Here is a 24,443-nt window from a genome sequence, read left to right as displayed (position 1 = left end):
AGCACTCGAACGACGTGTCCACACCAGGGGTTCCCGTTCTCCCGTGTGAGACAGGTGACTTCAGCGTCTCGACAGCCCCGGCGCGGCCGCCCATGCAGGGACGCGTCTCACATGACACGTGACAGCGTCGCTGGCCTGGTCGCTCTCATGTATCTGGCGCTGAGCCTGGCGGGCTTGCCGGCCGCCACAGGTGAGAGCACGGGTGATGGGCGGCCTCGTTCAGCCGGACGGCCAGGACGATTTTCGTCCGTCGGAAGCCTCGGCGGCAGGTGGAAAGTCCACCCGCCGCCGAGAGACAGAGGTGTCCACGCGGAATCCGCGCGGACACCCAGCGAGACTGTGCCGATGACAGGCCGTTCAACGTTCCCTGAGTCGAGAGTCGACGTGTGGCCGCAGCGTGGCAGCGAAGGCCGAGGAGAGCCCGATCACACCGAGTGCCGTAGCGACGATCGTGGGCCAGGGCATGGAGACCTCGATGTTCTGCGGCCATAGCTGACTCCCAGCCACCAGCCAGCCGCCGAGAATGCCGATGAGCATCGCCAGGCCGACTATGACCGCAGCCTGAGCTGCGAGGATCCGCCGCTGGATGGCGCCGGCGAAACCAACGACGCGCAGGAGAAGCATGCGGGGGCGGATCTCCTGTGCGGAGCTTCCCACTGCCGTCATCGCCGACAGCAGAGCGATGGCTGCGCCGATCGCGAGGGTGACTGACCATCGTGCTGGAAGCAGTGGCTGGTACCCCCGTTCGACGTGGATGTCGGACGTGGGGATGCCCAGAGGTTCGACAGCGCGCCCGAGTCGATTCTCAAGGTCTGCCGTTGCACTGGTCTCCAGAGTCGCCCGGTAACCGACTGTGAAGGTGCTGAACCCCTTCGCCCGGGTCCCGGCGCTGGTCAGAAGTGCCTTTGTCTGGGCCAGTGTGACCTGATCGACCGGGTCGGCCTGGACTGCGGCGGCGGGCACCGGTGCGGGTGGAGCGCTGCCGGGATCGGCCGGTGGCACGCTCAGCGTCACCTCGGTACTCCCGTTCAGTCGGCCGGGGGCCAACACGAGGACGTTTTCCTCGGTGAGGGCCTTCCACTCACGTGGGGTCGGCGCCCTACCGGTGAGGTCACGAAACTGCTCCGCGGTGTCCACCACCCGAACATCGCCGAGTTGGCCGTTGCCGATCCGGACGAGAACCGGTGGGACCGAAAGGCGGTTTCCCTCAGCAGCAGGATGCACTTCGGCCGGTACGGCGGCCTGCAGGGTCTCCACCGGCGTCGCGTCGCCGACAACCCCGCGGATGGCCGACAGGATGGCCGCCGAGGGTTCCGTGTTGCGCAGGGGGAGTTCGACCTGGTTGACGTGGCGCGAGCCGACGTGTGTCCTGCGGTCCTGCTCAGTCTGGGAGCCGACGAAGGAGGCGGTACTGACCGCCAGGACCACGGCCAGCGCGCTGGAGGCGATAGCCGCGACCGGCCGGCGGCGTTCCCGTGCCAGGTCGCGCAGAGCGAATCGGCCCGCCAGTGGGAGCCTGGTCGAGAGTCGGCCCAGGGTGTGCAGGACATCCGGCACCGCTGCCAGGGTGGCCAGCACAATGAGCATGGCTCCGATCGGTCCGACGACCCCGGTGCCCTGGGTCGCGGAGAACAGAACGGCGAGAACTCCGACTGCGCCGGCGACGGCCACGATCGTGTGGCGGCGTGACCGGCCTCCGGGGCGGGGCGCACGGGTGAGGCGTTCTTTCACCGACGAGGTCCTGGCGGACCTGGTGGGCAGCCAGATTCCCGCGACGCCGCTGGTGATTGCACCGAACGTGAGAATCGCCAAAGCAGTGAGCGGGATGGAGAACGAGCTCAGATCCCGCTGAACCGCCTCCCGTACCAGCGGCCTTGCCGCTTGCCCCAACACCACTCCGCCCACGACACCTGTGGCGGTGCCGATGGTCACGGCCACGGCTCCGCCCGAACGCGCGAGACGCACCACCCGGTCCCCGCTGAAGCCGATGGCTGACAGCATGGCCAGCTGGCGCTTCAGGCGCCGCATACGGATGCTGAACGCCGCGGCAGCACTGAACAGGACGATCGCCAGTCCAGGCACGGCCAGCAGCCCTGGTTGTGCCTCAAGCAGGGTCTTGGAGGACGATGCGGCGCTCCGCGTGGTCACCTGCCAGTGCTGTGCCCGCGCTGTGGCCGTAATTATCGCCTCGGTCGCCGAGGAGGATTTCACCAGCCAGCTTGTCGAGAGACCAAGCAGACCGGTGTGGACATGGTCGTCCCACTGGGCGAACAAGCCCGGGCCCCCGGCCGCGAATTTCGCCTGATAGCCGGTCGGGTCCTCAACGGTGCCGACTATTCTTGCGGGTTTCGCCGATTCCGGGGCCCAGGGATAGCGAATGGTGTCACCCAGCGACAGGTGGCTTTCCGAGGCCAGTGCGCGGGAAACAGCGATCTCATCGGCCGAACTCGGCAGCCGCCCTGACACGGTGCGCATCAGGCCGGACGTCATCGAATTCGACCAGTCGGTCTCGCGGTAGGGAATTTTCCGGGTAATTCCGGAGATCACCACCGGAAGCGAGGTGAACGACTGAACCCGAAGCATCTCACCAGGGGCCACCGGGGCGGGAAGCGCCGAAGCAAGATCGGGCTGATTCTTCCCAGTGACCGCCGGCACCACCGACAGATTGGCCTGACCGAGCTGCGACTGAGCTTTCTGTGGGCCGGACAGGTTGAGCATCCCGATGACCTGCATGGCCACTGTCGACAGCAGAACCGGGACGGTGAAAAGTGCGATCAGGGAGAACCGACGCCAGCCGCGGCCGATGACGAGGCGCCAGGCCAGCCAGAATGTCGTCTCGCGCTCCTTCTTCATGCGGACTGCCCGGATGTGAACGAGCTTCCGGCGGTGATTTCCACGATCCGCCCGTCCTGCATCCTGACGACACGATCCGCATACTCGGCATTGGCCGGATTGTGAGTGGACACGATTGCCGTCACCCCTGAATCACACAGATCGCGCAGAGTCTTCATGACCTGAGCGCCGGTGGCAGAATCCAGTGCACCGGTCGGCTCGTCCGCGAGCATCAGGCGGCGCTCACCCACCACGGCACGCGCGATCGCTGCGCGCTGCTGCTGTCCACCCGACACCTCGTCGGGAAATCGCGGCCCGAGCCCCGACAGGCCGACCCGTACGAGCGCCTCATCGGCCCGACGGCGAGCCTCGGCACGAGTCACCCCCGAGCCCTCCAACGGCAGCGCGACGTTTTCCTGCAGGGTGAGTTCGGGAAGAAGGTTGAGTTCCTGGAACACGAATCCGATGGAGATCATCCGCAGGCGCGCCAGACGCGCCTCCGACAACCCGGCGAGGTCTTCTCCCAACACCTCCAGCCGGCCCGCCGAAGCCCGATCCAGACCGCCGATCAGGTTGAGCAGAGTGGTTTTCCCGGATCCACTCGTACCCATCAGGACAATGAACTCGCCGTCGGCGACCTCAAGGTCTACGTCATTTACCGCGTGGACGTCTCCGCCGCTTGAGGCGTATGTCCGACGGACACCTGAAAGGATGACACTTGCCAATTGATTTCCCATTCCGCCCCTGTGCAGAGCGGGCCGCCCCGTCGACGCGGCCCGCCGGACCCATCAGGCCTGGATCAGCAGGCCCACTGGTCGGTGTAGACCTGCACGGAGCTCGCCTCGTCGTTGTTGTACCAGCCGACGTAGGTGTTGCGCGAGGACGAGTTCATGCACTCGCTGCCGCCACTGAGGTTCGCCCCCCAGAACCACTTGGCGTCGTGTTGACCGTTGTTGATCCACGAGGACGTGGAGTCGTTGAACCCGGCGTCCCCGAGGTTGTAGCTCTGGTCGGAGGTGTTGTAGTACGCGTCGCGCTGCCACAGGCCACCCCAGAAGTCGCTGTCAGCGAAGAGACAGACGCTGTTCCAGTTGCACGAGCCGGAATTGTCGGCGAGTGCACTCGGGGCGGCCGCGAGCGGAATTCCGATCCCGAAGGCGGCCGTCAGGGCCACAGCGGCTATACGACGTCGAACTGCGTTCATCTTGTACCCCCACTGGAACTTTACCGCGCCAGCACCGCGCTGGCGCCGAAAAGGACACTATCAGCGCGGGACCCATGGTGAACGCATCAATATAATTATCGCAGAAATTCACCCTGAGTTACTGACTCCGCTTTCTCCGGGCCAGGAGGATTACGCCCTCTTTTCCCAATTGATCCTGGGGAAACCCTTGGATCTTCCACCAGGACGCAGCCCGCTGCGGTGACAGAGCGTGATGCGGTTCGCACTGGTCGCAATGATCACCGTCGGCAGCCTGGCCCCCGACAGCGCCACCGGCCGAGCCGCGGCATCCGGAATACGTCGAGCACCACCAGGCTGGGGTCGGCCAATCTCCCCCTCTCTTCTCGCAGATGCGGCGTTTTCGCACGCCAGGGCAGTTGTAGGATGACCGGGCAAGGAGTTGTAGGATGACCGACATCCGACAGTGAGCGAGAAGGGAGCCCGGCGTGGAGGGACTGCAGGCGGCCGGGCGGCGTTCACTGGTGGACGAGGCGATCGAGCAGCTGCGCGAGCAGCTGGCGGGCGGGGCGTGGCCGGTGGGGTCGCGGATCCCGACCGAGCACGAGCTCGCCGAGCGGCTGCGGGTGGGTCGCAACACCGTGCGGGAGGCGATCCGGGTGCTGGTGCACGCGGGGATGCTGGTCTCCCGGCAGGGCGAGGGGACGTTCGTCCGCTCGACCAGCGATCCGGCGTCGGTGCTGCGCGGAGTGCAGCGGTCGGGGGTGCGGGACGTGCTGGAGGTGCGGGCCGCGCTGGAGACCGAGGCGGCCCGGCTGGCCGCCGAGCGGCACACCCCGGACGACCTGGCCCGGATGCGGGCCGCGCTGGCCCGGGAGGCCGAGGTGATGGCCGCGCACCCGGAGCGGGCCGGCCGGGAGGCCACCGTCGAGCACGACCTGGAGTTCCACACGGCGGTGGTGGAGGCGGCGCACAACCCGGCGCTGACCGAGGTGTACCGGTACTTCGGAGCCTCGGTGCGGGAGTCGATGCGCGCGGCGTTCGGCGACCACGACATGCCCGAGGTGGCGATCGGCACCCACGCGGCGCTGGTCGACGCGATCGAGAGCGGTGACCCGGAGCGGGCCGAGGCGGCCTGTCGGGCCCTGCTGGCGGAACCGACGGCGGCGGTGGAGCAGCTGCTCGCCGAGATCGCCGCGCGCAAGTAGCGCCGCGCCGCCCGCCCGTTCTGCTTCTTCTTCCACCCGCACAGAGAGTCAGCCCCGCCATGTCGTCGGTCACCCGTGCCGTGCAGCCCGTCCTCGATCCGAAGGTCGGTACCCGAACCGCCAAGTTCGCGCACCCCGCCCTGCTGCTGGTGGGCATCGTGCTGGTGGCCCTGAACATGCGGGCCTGCCTGGCGGCGGTCTCGCCGATGGTGGCGGAGATCCAGCGCACCTTCGGACTGTCGGCGGCGGCGAGCGGCATGATCACCACGGTGCCGGTGCTGTTCCAGGGTGTGGGCGCGCCGCTGACGCCGCGGCTGACCCGCCGGTTCGGCACCGAGCGGGTGGTGCTGGGCGCCGTGCTGGCGCTGGGCGCGGGTGTGCTGCTGCGGGTGCTGCCGTCGGTGTGGACGCTGTACGCGGGCTGCATGGTGATCGGTGTGGCGATCGCGGTGCTGAACGTGTCGATGCCGGGCCTGGTGAAGCGGGAGTTCCCGCACCGGGCGGCCATGATGACCGGCGTCTACTCGACCACCATGCTGGTCGGCGCGACCATGGCGGCCGCGCTGTCGGTGCCGCTGGAGCACGCCCTCGGCGGTGGCTGGCAGGCGTCGCTGGGCGCCTGGTCGGTGCTGGCGCTGGTCGCCGGGCTGGCCTGGCTGCCGCAGGTGCTGAAGGCCCGCCGGGAGCCGACCGTGCCGCTGCGGGTGGCCCCGGCGACGGCGGAGCAGCGCGTCACCGTCAGCCCGTGGAAGTCTCCGCTGGCGTGGCAGATCAGCGCGTTCATGGGGATCTCCTCGCTGCTGGTGTACACCCTGGTGGCGTGGATGCCGACGATCCTGTCGGACCACGGGATGGCGCGCGGCGAGGCCGGTCTGGTGTTCGCGTTCAGCAACCTGGTGCAGGTGGTCAGCGCGTTCCTGGTGCCGCTGGCGGCGGGCCGGATGACCCGGCAGCGCGGGCTGGCGCTGGCGATGGCCGGGCTGAACGCGGCGGGCATCGCGTGGCTGCTGCTGGCGCCGGTGTCGGGCGCGTGGTTCTCGGCGGCGGTGCTGGGTCTGGCGCAGGGCGGTTCGCTGGGCCTGGGTCTGGCGTTCATCGTGCTGCGGACCGAGAACGCGCTGGGTGCGGCCCGGCTCGGCGGGATGAGCCAGGCGGTGGGCTACCTGGTGGCGGCGGCCGGTCCGGTCGGCGGCGGTGCGCTGAAGCAGCTGACCGGCAGCTGGGACGCGACGCTGATCGTGATGCTGGCGCTGGCCGCGGTGGCGGCGGTGGCCGGCTGGGGCGCGGGCCGCGACCGGACGATCTGACGATCTGACGACTCGGGAACGACGAACGGCGGGGACGGCTGCGTGCCGTCCCCGCCGTTTCGCGTTCCTCCGGCCTACTCCTCGCCGTTGAGGGTGAGGCCGGCCAGCTTGACCGAGGCCAGCGCGGTGGCGCCGACGGCGGCGATGATCAGCAGCCACACCGCGGTGGTCAGTGCGACCGGGGCGGTGACGGTGCCGTCGGCTGCGATCGCCTTGGTCAGCGACAGGCCCCACTGCTGGACGGACAGGGTGCGGGCGCCCTCGACGTAGTTGCCGATCAGGCTCTCCCAGATCAGCGCGTAGGCGAGGCCGGCGATCACGGCGTGCCGGGTGACCACGCCGAGCAGCAGGAACAGCGCGCTGTAGGCGGCGCCGGACACCAGGGTGCCGACGGCGTAGCCGAGGGCGACGTTGTCGGCGCCGCCGTAGAGGATCAGCCCGGCCAGGTAGGTCGGGACGGTCGCGAGCAGCCAGGTGCTGCCGATCGCGACGGCCAGCTTGGTGGTGACGATCTTCCAGCGCGGCAGCGGCTTGGCGAGCAGGTAGACGATCGAGCCGTCCTCGATCTCGGTGGCGATGACGCCGGTGCCGGTGATCAGTCCGGTGATCGGGACCAGGGTGCCGAGGGCGAGGTTGCCCAGGATGCTGTGCGCGAGTTCCAGCTTGTCGAGGGTGCTGTTGCGGGCGATCACCGCGATGACCAGCAGCAGGACCGGGACGGCCAGCAGGATCAGGATGCGCCGGCGGCCGAACAGCCCGCGCGCGGTGAGCCTGGCGACGGTGGTGTTCATCGGGGGCCCTTCAGGACGAGACCAGGTACGAGAAGACGCTTTCCAGCGACTCGTCGGCCGGGGAGACGGTGTACAGCCGGATGCCGGCCTCGCGGGCGACCTTGGGCAGCAGGGTGGTGAAGCCCTGGAAGTTGATCGCCTGGATGCGCAGGGCCCCTGCGGCGGAGCCGCTGTGGGGCAGGGCGGTGGCGTCGAGTTCGATGGCGGCCGTGGAGCCGTCCGCGATCAGCGCGGCGGCCAGGCGGCGGTCGTCGCTGGAGCGCACCAGGTACTGGTGCGGGCGGTCGGTCATCAGGCGGCGGATCTCGCGGAAGTCGCCGGACGCGGCGTGCCGTCCGGCCACCACCACCTCGATGTGGCGGGCGAGTTGCTCGACCTCTTCGAGGATGTGCGAGGAGAACAGCACGGTGCGCCCGTCGGCGCCGAAGCGGCGCAGCAGTTCCATCAGCTGGAGGCGCTGGCGCGGGTCCATGCCGTTGAACGGCTCGTCGAGCAGCAGTACCGCCGGGTCGTGGACCAGGGCGGAGGCCATTTTGACGCGCTGCTTCATGCCCTTGGAGTAGGTGCCGGTCTGGCGTTCCTGGGCGTATTCCATCTCGACCAGCGCGAGGGCCCGCTTGGCGGCGGCGCCGGGGTCGGCGAGGCCGTGCAGTTCGGCGTTGGCGAGGACGAATTCCCAGCCCGTCAGGTAGTCGTACATCGACTCCTTCTCGGGGACCAGGCCGATCTGCCGGTAGACCTGCTGGTTGCGCCAGATCGGGGCGCCGTCCAGGGTGACCGCGCCGGAGGAGGGGGCGAGGAAGCCGCTCATCATGTGGATGAGGGTGGACTTTCCGGCGCCGTTGGGGCCGAGGAGGCCGGTGATGCCGGGTCCGATGTTCATGGTGACGTCGTTGACGGCGACCACGTTGCCGAACCAGCGGGAGACCTTGTCGATGGTGATGACGGCCATGGCTGCCTCTCAGACGTTCCGGTAGCGGCGCAGCGTCAGCGCGTAGCTGCCGGCCGTGAGGAGGACGATGACCGTGGCGAACACCAGCACGCCGAAGGAGCCGGGGGCGGCCAGCCGCTCGGGGCCGTCGCCGCCGAGGTTGAACACCTTGTTGACCAGGCCCTGGACGGTGGCGCTGGGCGAGATCAGCTCGGCCCAGGCCGCGGACTCCTTGGGGACGGGGTCGTAGCCGCCGGTCAGGCCGCGGACGATCGCCGAGATCGCGCTGGTGATCATCAGGGTGCCCATGATGGCGGCGACGCCGAAGCCGCGGCGCGGGGTGAGGGCGGCGATCAGCAGGCCGAGCGCGGCGTACAGCAGCGCGTACAGGACGGCGGCGAACAGGCCGTACAGCAGGTGGACCAGGTTGTCGCCGAACGGGAACTTGGCGAGCATCGAGCCGATGAACAGCACCAGCAGCGGCAGCGTCAGGATGATCAGCAGGGCGCTGAACATGGCGGCGAACTTCGCTGCCACGTAGTCGGTGCGGCTGGCCGGGCGGGAGAAGTACAGCGGTACGACGTGGTGGCGCAGGTCGCGGGACATCAGCACGGGGGCCTGCGCGGCCAGGAAGATCTGGGTCAGTACCCCGAAGTTGGCGAGGTACGGGGCGTAGTCCAGCGGCATCTGCTTCAGGCCGGCGAAGGTGGCGATGGCGAGCATCGCGAGCGCCGGGGCGACCAGGCCGCCGAGGAGCAGGAACGGCAGCACCTTGGACTTGCCGGAGCGGCCGAGGCCGAACGCGGCGCGCAGGCTCTGCACGTACAGCGAGCGGGTGGCGTAGCCGCGTCCCAGCCGGGGACCGGTGTAGGGGCGGTAGCCGATGTCGTGGATGACGCCGCTGTGGGTGTTGGCGGGGGTGGTCATGCCTGCTCGCCTCCTGCCGGCACGGCCGCGGCCTGCTGGTCATGCGTCTCGGACCGGGCGGGCTGCTGGTCGCCGTCGGAGTTGCTGCTGAAGATCTCGGCGACCCGGTGGCGGCGCTGCTCGAGCCGGATCAGGCCGAGGCCGAGGTCGTCCACGGTGTCGCGGACGGTGTCGTAGGTCTCGTCGCCGGCGAGTTCCACCAGCAGGATGCGGCCGCTGTCGGCGCGCACCGTCAGTCCGGCGGCGGTGAGGCGTTCGCGCAGCACCTGTTCGGCGTCGAAGGTGTGGTCGGTGGGGTGGTCGGTGACCTCGACCGCGAGCAGCTGGGTGGCCTCGGTGAACGAGGCGGTGGAGGAGGACCGCAGCAGCTTGCCGCCGTCGATCACCACCAGGTGGTCGCAGGTGCGTTCCAGCTCGCCCAGCAGGTGGGTGGTGACCAGCACCGAGATGCCGAAGTCGGTGTGGATGCGGCGGATCAGGCCGAGCATCTCGTCCCGGCCGACCGGGTCGAGGCCGTTGGTCGGCTCGTCCAGCAGCACCAACTGCGGGTCGTGGACGAGTGCCTGGGCGAGCTTCACGCGCTGCTTCATGCCGGTCGAGTAGCCGCCCATCGGGCGGTAGCGCTCCTCGTACAGGCCGACGTGGCGCAGCGTGTCGGCGGTGCGTTCGCGGGCGGCGGCGGCCGGCAGGCCGGACATCCGGGCCATGTGGACGACGAACTCGGTGGCGGACACGTCCGGCGGCAGGCAGTCGTGTTCGGGCATGTAGCCGACCCGTTCGCGGATCTCCGCGCCTTGGGTGGCGATGTCCAGCCCGAGTACCTGTCCGGTGCCTTCGGTGGCGGGGGACAGGCCGAGCAGGATCTTGATGAGGGTGGACTTGCCCGCACCGTTCGCTCCGACCAGTCCGACCACGCCGGGCTGCACCTCCACGGTGAGCCGGTCGAGGGCGGTGACCCGGGGGAACCTCTTGGTGAGGCCGTCCGTCTTGATGACTGTGGACACGGTCATCAACGTAGTGCCGCCACCCCCGGCGCGGAATGCGCTGACAAGCTGAGCTTCCGTCCGCCCACGGGATGACACTCCGGGCCCGCCCCCTAGGGGTTGCGGGGGCGGGCCGGGAATCGTCGCTTCGTCAACTCACCTGTCCGTACAGGTTTTTCATACCATCAGGCTGCTCTGCAGCAGCAGGATCTGCCGGAACGCCTGGTCCGGGACGCCGTTCGGATTGGTCATCTGGACCAGCGCGACCACGTCGCCGCACTGCAGCCAGCCGAGCCGGCCGGTGGGCACGTCGCCGGCCTTCGCGTCCGAGAGCCGGACGTTCACGCTGCCGAGCGCCACCTTGTAGGTGTGGGCGACGTCCAGGGAGGTGGAGTGGATGTCCTTGGTGGCGTCCAGCTGGTTCGCGAACGAGAAGAAGTTGGTCGCCTCGTCCGCCGAGCCGAACCGGATCAGCCGCAGCTCGGTGCGGGTGCCGTCCTTGGTGGTCCAGCCCTGCGCGGCCGCGCCGCGGCAGGCGTCGCTGACCAGCCGCTGCGCGTACTGGTCGTCGTTGGCCAGCATCATGTCCCGGTCGCACGGCACCCAGCGGCCCGCCACCGGCGGCAGGCTCGCGGGCGCACTCGCGGAAGCGCCGGCCGACGCGGAGGCGCTCGCGGACGCGCTCGCGCTCGGGGAGGCGGACGCGGACCCGCTCGGGGCGGCCGACGGGCCGGTGCCGACGGCGCCGTTGGGCAGCGGCAGCAGCAGCGCCCGCAGGTCCGCGGCGTGCGTCTTGATCTTGTAGTCGGACGGCGCCGAGGCGCCCACCGGCAGCGGAGGCATCGTCAACTGCGGGAACACGTAACGGCCGTCGTTCGGCGTGGCCAGACCCGGCAGGTCGGTGCGGTCCGGCAGGGTCACCGCGACGGCGGTGGCCGCGCCGGTCACCACCGTCAGCAGCAGCGCCCCGCCGACCTGCCACAGCCGCTTGCGGTCACGCTTCGGCTGCTCGGGCGACTCGCCCTGGCCGGCCGGGACGAAGGCGTCCAGGGCGCCGGGCGCCTCGCCGTTCCCGGTGGTGGCGGCGTCGGGGGTGACGTCGGGGGTGACGTCGGGGGTGACCGGCACGATCGGTTCGGACGGTTCGGCCGGACCGGGGTTCGGAGTGATGTCGGTGCTCATGCGGTGGCTCCCGGGATGGCCAGTCGGTCGAGTTGCTGACGGAACAGGTCGACGACCTTGTTCTGGTCGAGGGGCGCGACCCCTGAGACCCTCATCTGCACCAGCAGGTCGCCCACGCCGGCGTAGCACTGCAGGAAGTCGAGCTGCTCACCGGCCTTCAGCGTCGGCAGCGCGCAGTGCGCCTCCGAGTGGCCGGCCACGCCCGGGCCCTGCCGGTACAGCTCGTTGTCGGTGAACCACTTGCCGTACGAGTTGTTCTCCGCCTCCACGGCCTGCTGGTTGAACTGGCTGAGCACCAGCATCACCGAGGTCTGGTTGTCCATGGTGACCAGGCTGCGCGCGCCGATGCCCTGGATGTGCAGCGAGGACAGCGCGTTCTCGGCGTCCTTCCGGTACTTCTCCGGGACGTCGGCGATGGTCTCCTTCAGCGCCCTGTCCAGGTCCGCGTCACGCAGCTCGTTGTCGTTGCCGATCGAGCCGAAGTCCGGGCCCAGGTGGTAGCTGGACGGCATCGGCAGCAGCAGGTCGCGCAGGCTGCCGAAGTGATTGCCGTTGGACTTCGCACCCCACTCCTGGGCCGGGCTCGCCGAGGGGGCGGGGGCCGCCGCGGTGGGCGCGGCCGGGGTGTCCTTGTAGTGGACCTTGATGATCGCCTCGCCGATGCCGACGCCGACCAGCGCCGCCGCGACCACCGCGGCGGCCGCCTTGAGCGCGATCCGGCGCGGCTTCGCGGCCAGGGCGGTCGCGGGCTCGGCGTCCAGCGCGGCGTCCTGCGCGGCGTCCGGCTTGGTGAACTCGACTGCGGCGGCAGCCGGTTCGGTGACCGTGGTGGCGGCGGACGTGGCGTCGACCGGCGGGGTGGCGGTGGGCGGCTGCGCGGGTGCGGCCGGCTCGGGGGATTCGATGTCGGTCACGCGAGACGCTCCCACTGTCGCTTGGCGATGTCCTCCAGCTGGCTCCGGTCGACCGGGTTCTTGGCGAAGACCTCGATGCTCATCAGCACGGTGCCCTTCCGGGCCACGGCCCCGCCCCAGTAGTACTCCTCGCTGCTGCGGGCGTACTTGTAGGGCTTCGTGGAGACCATGACCATGCTCTCGTCGTTGCCTGCGAACTTCGAGAGGCTCAGATCGGAGCGGCGCGGGCTCATGCCGGACATCACCTCGTGCACCGACTCCGGCCGGTACTGCCGCAGGCTCACCCGGTACTTGACGTCACCGGCGATCCAGCTGACGTTCGCCTGCCGGCGGAACCCACCGGACAGCAGCGTGGAGAACTGCTCGGCGCTGTTGCCGAAGGTCCTCGCCACGTCCGCGGCGGACATCCAGCCGTTGCTGCCCATGCTGTCGTCCTCGGTGCCGTCCGGACGCTTGATCAGCAGCTCGCGCAGGTCACCGTCGATGTTCAGCGGCTGCGGGCCGGCCGCGGCCAGCGCCTTGGCGTCGATCCGCTCGGCCGGGTAGCTGAGCTTCACCGCGGCGAGCTCGGGCAGCGGCGTCGCCGGACGGGAGGCCTGGATGCCGTAACCGATGACCCCACCGATCACCGGCCCGGCCACCACGGCGGTCAGGAACATCGCGCCCACGCCGAACTTCCGCTTCTTGCGCGCGGGTTCCTCACCCCCGGCGAGCACCTCGACGTGCTCGAAGCCCTCGGTGGTCGGCGCGCCGGACGGGGCGTCGGACGGGGCGTCGGGTGCGTCGGACGCCTCGGCGGAGGCGGGTGCGTCGGGCGCGTCGGGCGCGTCGGGCGCGTCGGGCGCGTCGGGCGCGTCGGCGGAGGCGGGTGCGTCGACGGAGGCGGGTGCGTCGGCGGAGGCGGTAGTGGACGGGGTGGCCGTCGGGGGTTCGGACGGCCCGGCGGCGGCCGCCCCGGGCTCCGCGGCGCCCGTGGACTCGGTGCTCAACTGATACTCCTGGAAAGAGAGTTCGGGACGGCCGTCAGCCGTTGGTGAGGCGGTCGCGCTCGCGCTTCATGGCGTCGAAGAGCAGCGCCTTGTCGGGGTCGCCCTGCACCTCGACAGTGATCTCGTAGACCACGTCGCCGACCACGCCGATACCGATCAGCGCCCCGGTGTACGCCTGCTCCTTGGGCTTGAAGACGTAGCCCTTGGCGTTGGACACCCCGTCGATGTCGAAGGAGTTGTCGCCGTAGCCCGAGTGGTCGGCGAAGCCCTGCGCGCGGTCGGTGCGGCCGAAGCGCTTGAGTTCCGAGCGCACCTCGGTCTTGCCGTCCCGGAGGCGGTAGGTGCGGCCGGCGGCGTCCTTGAAGCCCCAGGAGTCCAGCACCTCCTTGATGTCGACGCTGTCCTTGTACTGCGCCTGGAGGTCGTCCATGCTCAGCATCGCGCCGTCCACCGAACCGTACGGGTCGGCGTTGTCCGGCACCGGCAGCAGGAAGTAGCGCAGGTCACCGGAGTGCTTGCCGCCGGAGACGCTGCCCTGCAGCGTGCTGGACGGGCGCGGCACCGCGCTCGGCGTGGCGATCGGGGTGGGCGAGGGGCTGGGCGAGGCGCTCGCGCTCGCACTGGCCGAGGCGCTCGCGGTGGCGGCCGGGGCGGCGGCCACCCGGGTGGCCGGGTCGGGCTTGCCGACCGCGACGGTGACGGCCGCGCTGGTCGCGGTCACGGCCAGCAGGCCGGCCACCGCGAGGGCCACGCCGGCCGCCCGGGGCAGCCCGCGGGCTGCGGTGGGCTGCTCGGGGCCGGGCTGCTCAGTAACAGGCTCGGCGGCCAACTCGGGTTCGGCCGGGGCCGGGGTGACGGGGTTGGGCTCGGTGGCCGCCGGCCGGTCGGCAGGCACGGCGGCCGGCTCCTGACCAGGGGTCGGTTCGGAAACGGACAAGGGTCTCCCCCCAGGGTGCGCGTGGACGACCGCACGGCCCCCACGGGCTGTCCCCCCGGTCGGCCCGAACACAGGTGTCACCGTGCGGTGCACGAATTATGAGAGCCCTGTGCAGTCGTCAACAACACGGTTGCCAGGCCGATTTGCCGCAATCCCGAGCCAATCGGACAGGCCGTGACCGAACCGCAACCCCCGTCCGAATCAGCTCGTGCCCGAGTCATCCTTCGTGGACGGAGCAGGCTGCCCCGCAGGGGCATCGGAGGACGGTTCGGACCGCTCCTCCGACGCGGTCGACGCGGGCCCCGCGGGCGGTTCCGCAGGGGCCGCCGGGGCTGCCGGAGCGGGTTGCGAGCCCGGCTGCGGGGTAGACTGCGGGCCCGGCTGCGCGGGCGGAGCGGACGGAGCGGACGGCGCGGGCGGAGCGGACGGCGCCGCCGGGTCGGTCAGTCGGATGCCGGCGGCCTCGGCCAGGGCGATGTCGAGGCGCTCCGTACGGATCCGGCGGTCGATGTACATCACGCCGTTGGCGAGCGGCGTCAGCGGCGCCGTCATCGCGGCGATCAGCAGCATGGTCAGCGCGCCCAGCACCACCAGCGTGGTCAGCACACCGCTGCTGGGGAGCGCGGGCTCCTGCGACGAGGCGCCGACGGTGCTGGTCGGCATGATGGCCCCGAGGACGATCCCGAGCGGAGCCGTCACGATGTTCGCCGCGACCCGTCCGGCGAACGCCACGATGAAGCCCAGCAGCAGGCTGCGCCACCAGTTGCCCGCGTTGAGGCGCCAGGCCCGGCGGATCGCGCCGATCGGCGTGGTCTCCTCCAGCACCAGCACCGGCACCTGCAGCGTCAGCCGGACGGTGACGAACACGCTGCCGATCGAGACGGCCGGAAGGAGCACGAGCAGGAGCAGCACCGGCAGCGGGTTGTCGTTCAGCACCGTGAGGGCCACCGGGCCGCCGAACGCCAGGACCTCCAGCAGGAACATCGGCACGAGCACCGCGGCCTGGGACAGCACGGCCGGCCACAGCTTGGGAAGCGCCTCCTTCCAGGCCTGACCGGCCGTCATCGGACGGCCGAGCGTCGCCGCCCGCAGCACCACGGTGGCCAGCGGGGCGACCACGACGTTGAGGGCGAACAGCACCAGTCCGAGCACCAGGATCAGCAGCACCACCGGGCTCACCAGGTCCCACAGCTGCTGCCAGGTCGGCGCGCTCCCGTCGTCGGGCAGGCGCTCGATCGCGTCGCGCAGGTCGCCCACGAAGAACAGCGCGACCACCGTCACCGGCACCGCGCCGATACCGACCAGTGCGAGCAACGGCAGGTAGAGCGCCTTGAAGTAGCGGCGGACGGTGTCGAACACCGCGCTGAACATCTCGCCGAACGACAGCGGGCGCAGCGGGATGACGCCCGGCTGGGGCGCGAGCGGCACGGCCCCCCAGGGGCCCTGCCCCCAGCCGCCGCCGGGCGCACCGGCCTGCCCGTACCCCGGCCACTGCCCCTGACCGGAGGGCTGTCCCTGTCCCCACTGCCCGCCGGGCTGCTGCCCGGGACCTCTGTTGTCCCCGCTCATCCGTACCCCCTTCAGAGGCCACCGCCCCGGCCGCGCGCCGGGCTGCGACGAGCCTAGGACTCCCCTCCGACCACGCCTGCGGCGACCCCTGACCGGTCCTGCCCCCTTCCTACCGACGTTCGCTCAACCCAGTTGCCGCAGTCCGTCGGTGGCGATCCGCTCGAAGACGGCGGGATCGTTCGCGAAGATCGAGTCCGGGACGGGCCAGTGCACCACGAGTTCGGTGATCCCCAGTTCCCGGTACGTTCCCGCCCAGTCGACGAAGGCGTCCACCGACTGCAACGGCTGCTCGGCGGTCGATCCCTGCAGCAGCAGCTTCTCCAACTCGCCGACGTCCCGGCCGCGTTGCTCACACGCTTCGGTCAGTTTCGCGATCTGCCGGGCGATCACCGCGGGCGCCTGCTCCGCCGGCACGTCGGCCGGCGCCTTCGCGTCCCCGTACGTCACCCAGCCCTGGCCGTACTCGGCCGCCAGCCGCAGGCCGCGCGGCCCCGTCGCCGCCACGTAGAACGGCACCCGGGGCGTCTGTACGCAGCCGGGGATGTTCCGGGCCTCCACCGCCGAGTAGTACGCGCCCTCCCGCGTCGTGGCGTCCTCCCTCAGCAACTCGTCCAGCAGCGGCAGGAATTCACCCAGCCGGTCGGCCCGCTCCTTCGGCGACCACGCCTCCTGCCCGAGCGCCGTCGCATCGAACCCCGACCCCCCGGCCCCCACCCCGAGCGTCACCCGCCCACCGGACACGTCGTCCAGCGTGATCAGTTCCTTCGCCAGCGTCACCGGGTGCCGGAAGTTCGGCGACGTCACCAACGTCCCGAGCCTGATCCGCTCGGTCGCACACGCCGCCGCCGTCAACGTCGGCACCGACCCGAACCAGGGCTCCTCCCGGAAGCTCCGCCAGCTCAGGTGGTCGTACGTGTAGGCCGCGTGGAACCCGAGCTCCTCGGCCCGCCGCCACACCTTCTGCCCCTCGCTCCACCGGTGGATGGGGAGGATCACCGTGCTCAGTCGCATGCAACGACGATACGCACGAATCGAACGATGCCAGAGCGGCACTCAACAGCGCTGGGCGGAAGCGCCATCGCCCTGGCTCCCTGATCTCCGCCGCCTGGGCAGGGCGGGTCTGATCATCAGGGCCTGAACTTCTCCGTTCCGATCACCGGAATCACACCTTCGCCGTCCAGAACCTTGAGCGTTCCCATGAGGTTTCCTTGAGCCCAACTGTTCCACGACTTGGCGATAAGGTTGTAGGCACTCTTTCGGCCGGCACTGGTCCCCAGGAGAACCCGGTCACGAAAGAATCGGTTTCGCAGCACGAGACGAGGATCTTTCTGATCCATATTTGCACCGGACTCAAGACCCTTGGCCCAATCGTCGATCCGGTCCGCATATTCCGTGCGTGCAGCCTGAGCAAGAACCACCAGATGCGTGGGCTGGTTGATTCCCGCAGCCCTGTAACAGGCAGATGCACGAGGCGCCATACTAATCAGCTCAGGCCATGCGGCCACTGCCTTCAGAATGTCAGAAGTCGACGCCCTACTGTCATAAAAGCCATCGAAAAGAGTAACGGGATCCCACATCTTGTAGAGATGGCCGATGATTCGAGCTGCAGCCGCTACGGTCACACGGTGAGGGATCTTCAGAAGTTGAGCCGCTTGGCGGCGGTGACCCGCATCCAGCACGTCGAACGTCTCAACAAGGCAGTTTGGAATCACCAGCATCTCGACCGAGACGTTTGAAATCTTGATCGCCATCAGCCGATGCTGCCCGTCGAGCAGTCGCCCGGTGGTATCAAAAGCGATTCCCTGGTGCGTCGTCCTCCATTCACCCTTTGCCATGGCACGCGCATAGCGCTCATAGACAGTGTCAGAGAGAACGCGATTATGCTCGGGGTTGCAGTGGGCGAGCCAAAGATCCGCCATACGAGGAGTGATGACCATGTAGGACGGGCCATCCGGAAGCGGCGGGAGCTTTACCGTCGACAAGTTGCACCTTACATGTGAATGCGTTCAAACAGGTCTCCGATTGAGCCTAGCGCGCAGCTCTGACCGAAAGGTCGATCGACAAAATGTGATCAGAATTTCACGAATTAAAATTACTTGTGGTCGCCCAATTTTCGAAACTGGCGCCGACTTGACACACTCTGTCCGTTTGCCACGAGAGCCGTCGCTCGAGCCACGGCGAGGCAGCGCCCGCCATCGCGCGCGAATCTCATCGCCCGCAAGGGTGACATCGCGACTCCATGGTGGAGCTTGCGTAAGGAGCAAGCTATCCTGCAACTTATGCAAACTCCCCCGCCGGCGCTGCTACCGCTCCTGCGCACCCCATTCCAGGGCGAGTTGCTGGCCTGGCTGTATCTGCATCCGCGAGAAGAGGCATCGCTCGCGGAGCTCGCCTCGCGTTTCGGCGTCTCGTCTGCAACAGCCAGCCGCGAGGCGGATCGATTGGTTGAAGCGGAACTGATCACAGCGCGACGGCATGGGAACCTCCGCCTCCTGCGGGCCAACACCACCGGGCGGCTGGCAGGCCCACTGACCGAGCTGTTCGCCCTCACCTACGGTCCGATCGCCGTGCTCGGAGATCTGCTGCTACCGCTCGCTGGCGTGGAGGAAGCCCACATCTACGGCTCCTGGGCGGCACGTTACACCGGGGAGCACGGTGGGGTGCCCAACGACGTCGATGTCCTCGTGGTGGGCAACCCCGACGAGGACGATCTGTACGAGGCTGCGCGCAAGGCGGAGCGACTGCTCTACCGAGAAGTCAACGTTCACCGGGTCTCGCCCGCCCGTTGGCAGGAGCCGGGCACGGACCCGTTCCTCTCAGGCGTCAGACGTCGGCCGACGGTTCAGCTCGAGGCGTTCGAAAGGAAGCACAAGGGATGAAGTGGCAGCAGGGCCGCGCCGCGGTCGAAGGCATGTTGGCGCGCAAGGAGTTGGAGCGCGTACCAGCGAGCAGGGAGCAGGCCGACAAGCTCCTGGCCCAGGCGTCGAACCATCTCAAAGCCGCCGAGGCCGTCGTCTCCTTCGATGCGATCGGCGCCTACCAACTGCTGTACGACGCGGCACGCAAGGCACTGGTCGCGGTCCTGGAGAACCAGGGGTTGCGTCCGACCAGCCGAGGGGGTCACATCGCAGTTCTGGAAGCTGTCGGCGCGCAACTCGATCCGCCCCTCGGGGCGATTCTCCGGCCCTTCGACCGCATGCGCCGACGCCGGAACCAGGCGGAGTACGCGGATCTGGACGCACCCGGGATCGAAGCCCGGGATGTGGCCAATGACCTTCCGAAGGTCAAGGCGATCACCGAGCTTGCAGAGCGGGTCCTGGATGAGATGAGCCGCTTCTGAAAGTTTTTCAGTTACCACTCGCGGGAGGGTCGGCCAAGGTCAGCGTGCGATGGGTGAACGAGGCTTGACCGACGTCACGAGGGTACCCAATCGCATACTCTGCGTAGCTGTCGCCGCAGCGGTCAAGGTCGGGATCGCCCCGAACCACGGCTCGTCCCGGAAGCTCCGCCACGACAGGTGGTCATACGTGTAGGCGGCGTGGAACCCGAGTTCCTCGGCCCGCCGCCAGATCTTCTGTCCCTCGCCCCACCGGTGGATGGGCAGGATAACGGAACTCAAGCGCATGCAGTGACGATACGCGCGCGGATCGGCGGGACTTCGGACCGCCCGCAAGTCGGCACGAGCAGGTCCACTAGCGTGGCGCCATGGGCACGTTGAGCCGGCGAGAACTGGCCGCGCTGGTCGAGGAAGCGACGGTCGACACCTACGACGAGCACGAGGAGCTGTCGGCTCTGTTCACCGCCGTCGAGGAGAACCTGTCGGTGCCGTTCAGCACCTCGGTGCTGGGCGCCGAGGTGACCGTGCGCGGCATCGACCTCTCACTGGACGGAAGGATCGTCGCCCTGTGCACCCGCGGTGAGTTCCGGCAGACGATCGGATTGCTGGACCTTCAGCTGCCGGAACCGGCTCCGGACGGAGCGGAGTGGGTCGAGGCGTACCGCTACTACTGGACGCAGTGAGCGCCGGAACCTTCGAGATCGAGAGGGCCTGCATGGCTGTCGTGGTACGGAACGAGGATGAGGCATCGTTGCGGGACCTGATCGAGCGAAGCTCCGAACTGAAGGGTGAACTCGTCGCCTTCGCCCAGAGCGCGCGCTTCGACCGGTGGTTGACGCCCCACCTCCTGGAGGCCGCCGGGCCCCAGCGGCAGTTGGAGGAAGGCGATGCGATCCGGATCATCGACAACTTCATCCTGCGGTACCGCTTGCCGGACGGTTCGACCGTGGTGGACCGGTTCGTCGCCGGACGACGGGGCTTGACCGAGGCGGATCGGGAGATGCTTCTCGGCTGGCGTGACCCCGTCGAGGGCATCTTCGAGATCCGGCGCAAGGATGGGGACGCCGTCGTCCTGCTGAACCTGATCGACGACCTGGAGTACCGCACGTACTCGAACGTCGGGCGGGTGGCCTTCCGCGGAGTGTCCAAGGGGGGATTCCTGCACACCTGCCTGGTGCCCGTCCACTCGGTCGACGGGGCGTGGCTGATCTCCGGAACGATGTCGTCCTACCCGAAGTCCAGCGCCACCGAGATCGCCCGGGCGGCGCTCCAACTGGCTACCGAACACCCCCCATTGGTCTTCCGCAACCCCGAGAAGATCGAGCAGGGCTGGCGCTCGATGCGGGAGGACCGAACCGCGTTCATCGAGTTCTGCGGCAGCGACGAACTGGTCCTTCCCCCTGCCGAAACCGAGGAGCGGCTCAACGCCTACTACCGGCACCGGCAGGAAGCCGCCGCCGCCGAGCATCCCGACCGGGCCCGGGGCAGGCGGCTCCCCGGCCTGGCCTTCCCGGCCTTCGAACTGCCGCGAGGACTCGCGGAATCGGAAACGGTCGGTGTCATTTACGACGAAGTCGACGGGCTCAACTTCTACGCGGACTACGGGATGCTGCGGGACCTCTTCGCCGATCCGGCCCTCCCTGGCCGCAGGCAGCACCAGGACCTGCTGCGCGTGTACCTGCGCGAGGAGTCGATTGCACCGCTGCCGCTCCGCCGCCTGGCCGCCGCCCACCCGGAGACCGTCGACGAGGTGTTCCGGAAGCTGCTGCGGAAGCCCGGATTCACCTGGGACGAGCACGGCGAGGAACTGCTGCGCCGGCGCAAGCCCTGGTACTACGAGCAGGAGCCCCGCCCGGGCGTTTCCGTGATCGGTGAGCGTCTCAGCGAACTCGCTGCCGGCGGCCGTCGGCAGAGGTTCTCCAGGACACGGCGTGTGCCGGGTCGACCCGGCCACCCGTGACCGAGGCTGGTTCTCTGTGATCAGTAGCGACCCATGTGCGGCATGGCCTAGATCGGCATTCGCTCTCGTTCCGGTGGACACGCATGCGGCTGAACGGTCGCAGGATGCCTCCGAGTGGCGGGTCCAGCTGCGCCTTCACCGTCTCCTAGACCGCGACCTGGCCGCCCCTGCTCGTGGCGCGAAGTCCCTGGTTCACCAGGACCGCCGCAAGCGCCTTGCGCGCAGGGTTGCTCCCTCTCGGATGCGGCGAGAGCCCGTCGTCAGATCGCCCGAGAGCCGGGGGCCATCCAGGCGCATACCGCAGTATGCTCCCCCCATGGCAGCAACCACGCGCATCACCGTCACGCTTCCGACGGAGCAGGTGGAGGAGCTGAGAAAGCTCACCGACAACGTCTCCGGGTATGTCGCGGAGGCAGTCGCCCGGCAGATTCGGCACCAACTGCTCGCGGACGACCTTCGTCGCTACCAGGAGGAGCAGGGGGCGTTCACCGACGAGGAGATGGCCGAGGCTCACGCCAGGATCTTCGGCTCCGCCGAGTCCGCGGGCTCGGCGAGCGCCGCGTGATCGAACGCTTCGAGACGGTCGTGCTCGACTCGCAAGGGTTGTCCTCATGGATCACGCAGGACCGCGGCGTGCTGGCGATGCTCCAGGCGTTCCACTCCATGGGAGCCGACTTCGTTGTCGGCGCGAACACCATCGTGGAGGTCACCCACGCACGGGTGAACGAGGCCCGGCTGAACTGGACGCTCTCCCGGGTCAAGGTCGAGCCCGTCACCGAGCAGACTGCGAGAGCCTCTGCCACGTTGCTGAAGCAGGCCGGCCTGCATGGCCACAAGTACGCGATCGACGCGACGGTCGCGGAGATGGCATTGCGGCAGCCGGGGCCGGTCGCGATGCTCACCTCGGACATTGACGACATGACGCAGCTCTGCGGCGGCCAAGTTCGGCTGATCTCGATCTGAACCGGCCCTGACACGTTCAGGTGACGCGGGGCACAGGAAACGTCCAACGCGCCCGCGTCCTCTTCCCGTTGACAGTTCGCCGGCTCGAACCGGCCCCGGCGGCTGAGCCGGGGATCGTTCATCCGCGTTCTCCGGGAAGCCACGGCGGGGTTGCCGGGTGTTGGCCCGCCGCTGGGACGCTCACGGCCACATCCAGTCATGCGCGCAGGGAGTGTCATGCGATTCCGAGTTCCTTCCGCGGTACCGCTGTTGGCGGTCGGTGCGGCCCTGGTCAGTGGTGCCGCGACGGCGCCGAGCGCGGTGGCCGCGCCCGGCGCGCCGGGGCAGCGTCCGTCGTTCTGCGGGCACGACAACCGGCACACGCCGTTCGCCGGTTACCTGTGCGCGAAGCCCGGGGAGCTGTTGGACGTGCGGATCGGGGACGTCCACCCGACCCAGCCGTCGCTCGGCTACGACGAGGTGTACTACAAGCTCGGCCGGTACACGCTCGGCAAGGACGCGATCAACAAGAAGTTCAGCGACTGGTGCGAGGCGGACGGCCGCATCGAGGCGGTCGCCGCGAAGCCGAACGCCCGGCTGGACGACCCGTCCTCGTTCACCTGCACGCTGCCGGTGGGCGGGGAGACCGCGGACAGCGAGGCCGCGATGAAGACCGTGGTGATCGGCCCGGGCGGCGAGCCGTTCCTGACGGACGGTCACCACACGCTGACGTCCTTCTACGAGACCCCGGACGGCGGCGCGAACCTGCACGTGCGGCTGAAGGTGCTGGCGAACCTGTCCACGCTGACCCAGAAGGACTTCTGGGCGCAGATGCAGGCCAACAAGTGGGTGTACCTGAACGACCCGCAGGGCAACCCGGTGAAGATCAACAAGCTGCCGACCTCGGTCGGGCTGGCCAACTTCCAGGACGACACCTACCGCAGCCTGCTCTACTTCGGCCGCGACATCGGCTACACCCAGAACTCGGTGCCGTTCCAGGAGTTCTACTGGGGCAGCTGGCTCCGCGACACCAAGCCGGTCGACCTGTCCGGCTGGAACCGCTCGGACCTGACCAGCTACCTGGCCGCCGTGAAGAGCACCACCCAGACGATGGCCGCGCTGCCGAAGAGCAGCGTGGTCAACAGCGGCTTCACCGCCGCCGACCTGGGCGCGCTGGCCCAGTGGAACGCCGGAAAGGCCGCCAACAAGGGCGAGTTCGACAAGCTGAGCAAGCCGTACTCGGACGCCAAGCCGGGCAAGCTGGCGTACGCGCTCGAGTACAAGAAGGTCAACGGCCTGGGCTGAGCGACGAAGAGAGGGGGCCGGCGGATGTCCGCCGGCCCCCTCTCCGTGTCAGAAGGCGGTCAGGAGCCGAGCAGGTTCGCCGCCGGGGTCTCGGTGGACTTGCCGGTGGCGGCCTTGGCGACCTGGTCGGCCGTCAGCGCCTTCTTCCAGACCTGGACGCCGGTGACCGAGCCGTTCCAGGCGTCCGACCACTGCGACTTGTAGCGGGCCCGGCCGAGCTCCAGCGGGCCGGTGCCGGCCACGATCGACGGGGCCGCGGTGGTCTGGGCGAGGACGCCGTCCACGTACAGCGAGATGCTCTTGGCCTTGGCGTTGTAGACGCCGGTCAGGGTGGTCCAGTGGCCGGTGGTGGCGGTCGCGGTGGACACCGCCAGCGCGCTCTTGCCGGTCTCGTTGGCGGTCTGCACCTTGAAGACCCAGCGGTTCTTGTTGGCCCCGGCGTCCTCGCGGCCCAGGTAGAAGGAGAAGAACTGCTCGCCGTTCTGCGACAGCGCCGCCTTCGACGCGCTGGCGGCGTCGTTGCGGACCACGGCGGAGACGGTGAAGTCCTTGCTGGTGTCCACGGTGGCGTCGGCGGCCTCGGCGTAGGCGTCGCCGGTGCCGGTGAGTTGCAGCGCCTTGCCGTCGCGGCCGTCGGCGGCGCCGACCTTCGCGGCGCTGCCGAGCTTCAGCCCGGGTACCGAACCGGCGGTGTCCGAGGCGGAGCCGCCCTGGCCGGAGCCGCCCTGGCCGGCGGGGGCCTTCGCGGACTGCTTGGCTTCGGGGGAGGCGACGACACCGGCCTTGGCGGCCTTGGTGGTTGACGGATCGTCGGCACGATCGGTGACGATCACGGCGACGGCGACCATCGCGCCGACCGCCACCAGGCCGGTGGCCAGCGCGGTGATGCGGACGGTCCGCTTGCGGCTGGCCTCCCGTTCGTCGGCCTCCGCCATCGCCCGCCAGTACGCCGCTTCGGCTCCCCCGGCCGCCGGTTCTCTGGTCGCGCCCGCACTGCCCGTCGCCCGCCTGCCCGCCACGTTCTCCCCGATCCGTCCGCTTGCCTGTCCGCCGGAACTCTAGGCGGCCCGGTTCGAACACGCGAACCGGAACGCCGGTCGTCCCTCCGCCCCGAACACCGGAATCGACGCCGGGGTGAAGGAAGTTGAC

At 69.2% G+C, this 24,443-nt stretch carries 24 protein-coding genes and 1 pseudogene; 9 read left to right on the top strand and 16 right to left on the bottom strand.

Annotated elements, in window-relative coordinates; genetic code table 11:
• Positions 1-357: 357 nt before the first annotated feature.
• The 3 genes from ACIHEI_RS08390 to ACIHEI_RS08380 all read right to left on the bottom strand — a co-directional run bounded on the left by ACIHEI_RS08390 (position 358) and on the right by ACIHEI_RS08380 (position 4,006).
• A complete protein-coding gene (locus tag ACIHEI_RS08390; RefSeq protein WP_396606086.1) occupies positions 358-2,853 on the bottom strand; it encodes a hypothetical protein in 2,496 nt (831 codons plus the stop codon).
• Positions 2,850-3,569, bottom strand: coding sequence for an ABC transporter ATP-binding protein (locus ACIHEI_RS08385; protein ID WP_396606085.1), 720 nt, complete (start codon positions 3,567-3,569; stop codon positions 2,850-2,852). Before ACIHEI_RS08385 ends, ACIHEI_RS08390 begins: the two co-directional genes overlap by 4 nt.
• A gap of 62 nt (positions 3,570-3,631) precedes the next feature.
• Entirely contained in the window at positions 3,632-4,006 is a 375-nt protein-coding gene (locus ACIHEI_RS08380) for a peptidase inhibitor family I36 protein (RefSeq protein WP_396606084.1), read from the bottom strand.
• A 494-nt stretch (positions 4,007-4,500) separates the two neighbouring features.
• On the opposite strand from ACIHEI_RS08380, the gene ACIHEI_RS08375 reads away from it, so the two are divergent.
• Positions 4,501-5,220: a FadR/GntR family transcriptional regulator gene (locus ACIHEI_RS08375; RefSeq protein WP_051653221.1), complete on the top strand. Its 720-nt coding sequence runs from the start codon at positions 4,501-4,503 to the stop codon at positions 5,218-5,220.
• 59 nt (positions 5,221-5,279) lie between these two features.
• Complete coding sequence (locus tag ACIHEI_RS08370; protein WP_392953201.1) at positions 5,280-6,527, top strand: CynX/NimT family MFS transporter; 1,248 nt, start codon at positions 5,280-5,282, stop codon at positions 6,525-6,527.
• Positions 6,528-6,601: 74 nt separating this feature from the next.
• On the opposite strand, the gene ACIHEI_RS08365 is transcribed toward ACIHEI_RS08370, so the two are convergent.
• The 11 genes from ACIHEI_RS08365 to ACIHEI_RS08315 form a co-directional block, all read right to left on the bottom strand.
• Positions 6,602-7,318, bottom strand: a complete 717-nt coding sequence (locus ACIHEI_RS08365; RefSeq protein WP_387640304.1) for an ABC transporter permease — start codon at positions 7,316-7,318, stop codon at positions 6,602-6,604.
• Between the two features lie 10 nt (positions 7,319-7,328).
• Complete coding sequence (locus ACIHEI_RS08360) at positions 7,329-8,270, bottom strand: ABC transporter ATP-binding protein (RefSeq protein ID WP_396606083.1); 942 nt, start codon at positions 8,268-8,270, stop codon at positions 7,329-7,331.
• Between the two features lie 9 nt (positions 8,271-8,279).
• Complete coding sequence (locus ACIHEI_RS08355) at positions 8,280-9,176, bottom strand: ABC transporter permease (RefSeq protein ID WP_392953193.1); 897 nt, start codon at positions 9,174-9,176, stop codon at positions 8,280-8,282.
• On the bottom strand, positions 9,173-10,186 hold the full coding sequence (locus ACIHEI_RS08350; protein WP_396606082.1) for an ABC transporter ATP-binding protein: 1,014 nt from the start codon (positions 10,184-10,186) through the stop codon (positions 9,173-9,175). Before ACIHEI_RS08350 ends, ACIHEI_RS08355 begins: the two co-directional genes overlap by 4 nt.
• A 150-nt stretch (positions 10,187-10,336) precedes the next feature.
• Complete coding sequence (locus tag ACIHEI_RS08345) at positions 10,337-11,341, bottom strand: hypothetical protein (protein WP_396606081.1); 1,005 nt, start codon at positions 11,339-11,341, stop codon at positions 10,337-10,339.
• Entirely contained in the window at positions 11,338-12,255 is a 918-nt protein-coding gene (locus ACIHEI_RS08340) for a hypothetical protein (protein ID WP_396606080.1), read from the bottom strand. The genes ACIHEI_RS08345 and ACIHEI_RS08340 overlap by 4 nt, the downstream gene beginning before the upstream one ends.
• Positions 12,252-13,244: a hypothetical protein gene (locus ACIHEI_RS08335; RefSeq protein ID WP_396606079.1), complete on the bottom strand. Its 993-nt coding sequence runs from the start codon at positions 13,242-13,244 to the stop codon at positions 12,252-12,254. The genes ACIHEI_RS08340 and ACIHEI_RS08335 overlap by 4 nt, the downstream gene beginning before the upstream one ends.
• Positions 13,245-13,278: 34 nt before the next feature.
• Positions 13,279-14,139, bottom strand: coding sequence for a hypothetical protein (locus ACIHEI_RS08330; RefSeq protein ID WP_396606078.1), 861 nt, complete (start codon positions 14,137-14,139; stop codon positions 13,279-13,281).
• A 243-nt stretch (positions 14,140-14,382) separates the two neighbouring features.
• The gene (locus tag ACIHEI_RS08325) at positions 14,383-15,750 is read right to left on the bottom strand and encodes a hypothetical protein (RefSeq protein ID WP_396606077.1); all 1,368 of its coding nucleotides are present in this window, start codon (positions 15,748-15,750) and stop codon (positions 14,383-14,385) included.
• Positions 15,751-15,873: 123 nt separating this feature from the next.
• Positions 15,874-16,761, bottom strand: a complete 888-nt coding sequence (locus ACIHEI_RS08320; protein ID WP_396606076.1) for an LLM class flavin-dependent oxidoreductase — start codon at positions 16,759-16,761, stop codon at positions 15,874-15,876.
• A 116-nt stretch (positions 16,762-16,877) separates the two neighbouring features.
• Positions 16,878-17,732: a hypothetical protein gene (locus ACIHEI_RS08315; protein ID WP_396606075.1), complete on the bottom strand. Its 855-nt coding sequence runs from the start codon at positions 17,730-17,732 to the stop codon at positions 16,878-16,880.
• Between the two features lie 297 nt (positions 17,733-18,029).
• On the opposite strand from ACIHEI_RS08315, the gene ACIHEI_RS08310 reads away from it, so the two are divergent.
• Entirely contained in the window at positions 18,030-18,629 is a 600-nt protein-coding gene (locus ACIHEI_RS08310) for a MarR family transcriptional regulator (protein ID WP_396606074.1), read from the top strand.
• The gene (locus ACIHEI_RS08305; protein WP_396606073.1) at positions 18,626-19,090 is read left to right on the top strand and encodes a HEPN domain-containing protein; all 465 of its coding nucleotides are present in this window, start codon (positions 18,626-18,628) and stop codon (positions 19,088-19,090) included. Before ACIHEI_RS08310 ends, ACIHEI_RS08305 begins: the two co-directional genes overlap by 4 nt.
• A gap of 48 nt (positions 19,091-19,138) precedes the next feature.
• Here the strand turns inward: ACIHEI_RS08305 and ACIHEI_RS08300 are convergent.
• Positions 19,139-19,375 (bottom strand): annotated as a pseudogene (locus ACIHEI_RS08300) (LLM class flavin-dependent oxidoreductase); the annotation flags it as partial.
• Positions 19,376-19,455: 80 nt separating this feature from the next.
• On the opposite strand from ACIHEI_RS08300, the gene ACIHEI_RS08295 reads away from it, so the two are divergent.
• The 5 genes from ACIHEI_RS08295 to ACIHEI_RS08275 all read left to right on the top strand — a co-directional run bounded on the left by ACIHEI_RS08295 (position 19,456) and on the right by ACIHEI_RS08275 (position 23,294).
• The gene (locus ACIHEI_RS08295; RefSeq protein ID WP_396606072.1) at positions 19,456-19,770 is read left to right on the top strand and encodes a hypothetical protein; all 315 of its coding nucleotides are present in this window, start codon (positions 19,456-19,458) and stop codon (positions 19,768-19,770) included.
• A gap of 68 nt (positions 19,771-19,838) precedes the next feature.
• Positions 19,839-21,047, top strand: coding sequence for a hypothetical protein (locus ACIHEI_RS08290; RefSeq protein WP_396606071.1), 1,209 nt, complete (start codon positions 19,839-19,841; stop codon positions 21,045-21,047).
• 316 nt (positions 21,048-21,363) lie between these two features.
• A complete protein-coding gene (locus tag ACIHEI_RS08285) occupies positions 21,364-21,612 on the top strand; it encodes a hypothetical protein (protein ID WP_396606070.1) in 249 nt (82 codons plus the stop codon).
• Entirely contained in the window at positions 21,609-22,010 is a 402-nt protein-coding gene (locus ACIHEI_RS08280; protein ID WP_396606069.1) for a DNA-binding protein, read from the top strand. The genes ACIHEI_RS08285 and ACIHEI_RS08280 overlap by 4 nt, the downstream gene beginning before the upstream one ends.
• A gap of 216 nt (positions 22,011-22,226) precedes the next feature.
• Positions 22,227-23,294, top strand: a complete 1,068-nt coding sequence (locus tag ACIHEI_RS08275) for a ParB-like protein (protein WP_396606068.1) — start codon at positions 22,227-22,229, stop codon at positions 23,292-23,294.
• 59 nt (positions 23,295-23,353) lie between these two features.
• Here ACIHEI_RS08275 and ACIHEI_RS08270 read toward each other — a convergent pair whose 3' ends face one another.
• On the bottom strand, positions 23,354-24,229 hold the full coding sequence (locus tag ACIHEI_RS08270; protein WP_396606067.1) for a LamG domain-containing protein: 876 nt from the start codon (positions 24,227-24,229) through the stop codon (positions 23,354-23,356).
• Positions 24,230-24,443 lie beyond the last annotated feature (214 nt).

It is taken from the genome of Kitasatospora sp. NPDC051984 (assembly GCF_044593455.1).
Lineage (GTDB): Bacteria > Actinomycetota > Actinomycetes > Streptomycetales > Streptomycetaceae > Kitasatospora.
The sequence above is the reverse complement of the archived record's forward strand: the minus strand, read 5'-3'. Positions and strand labels throughout refer to the sequence as shown.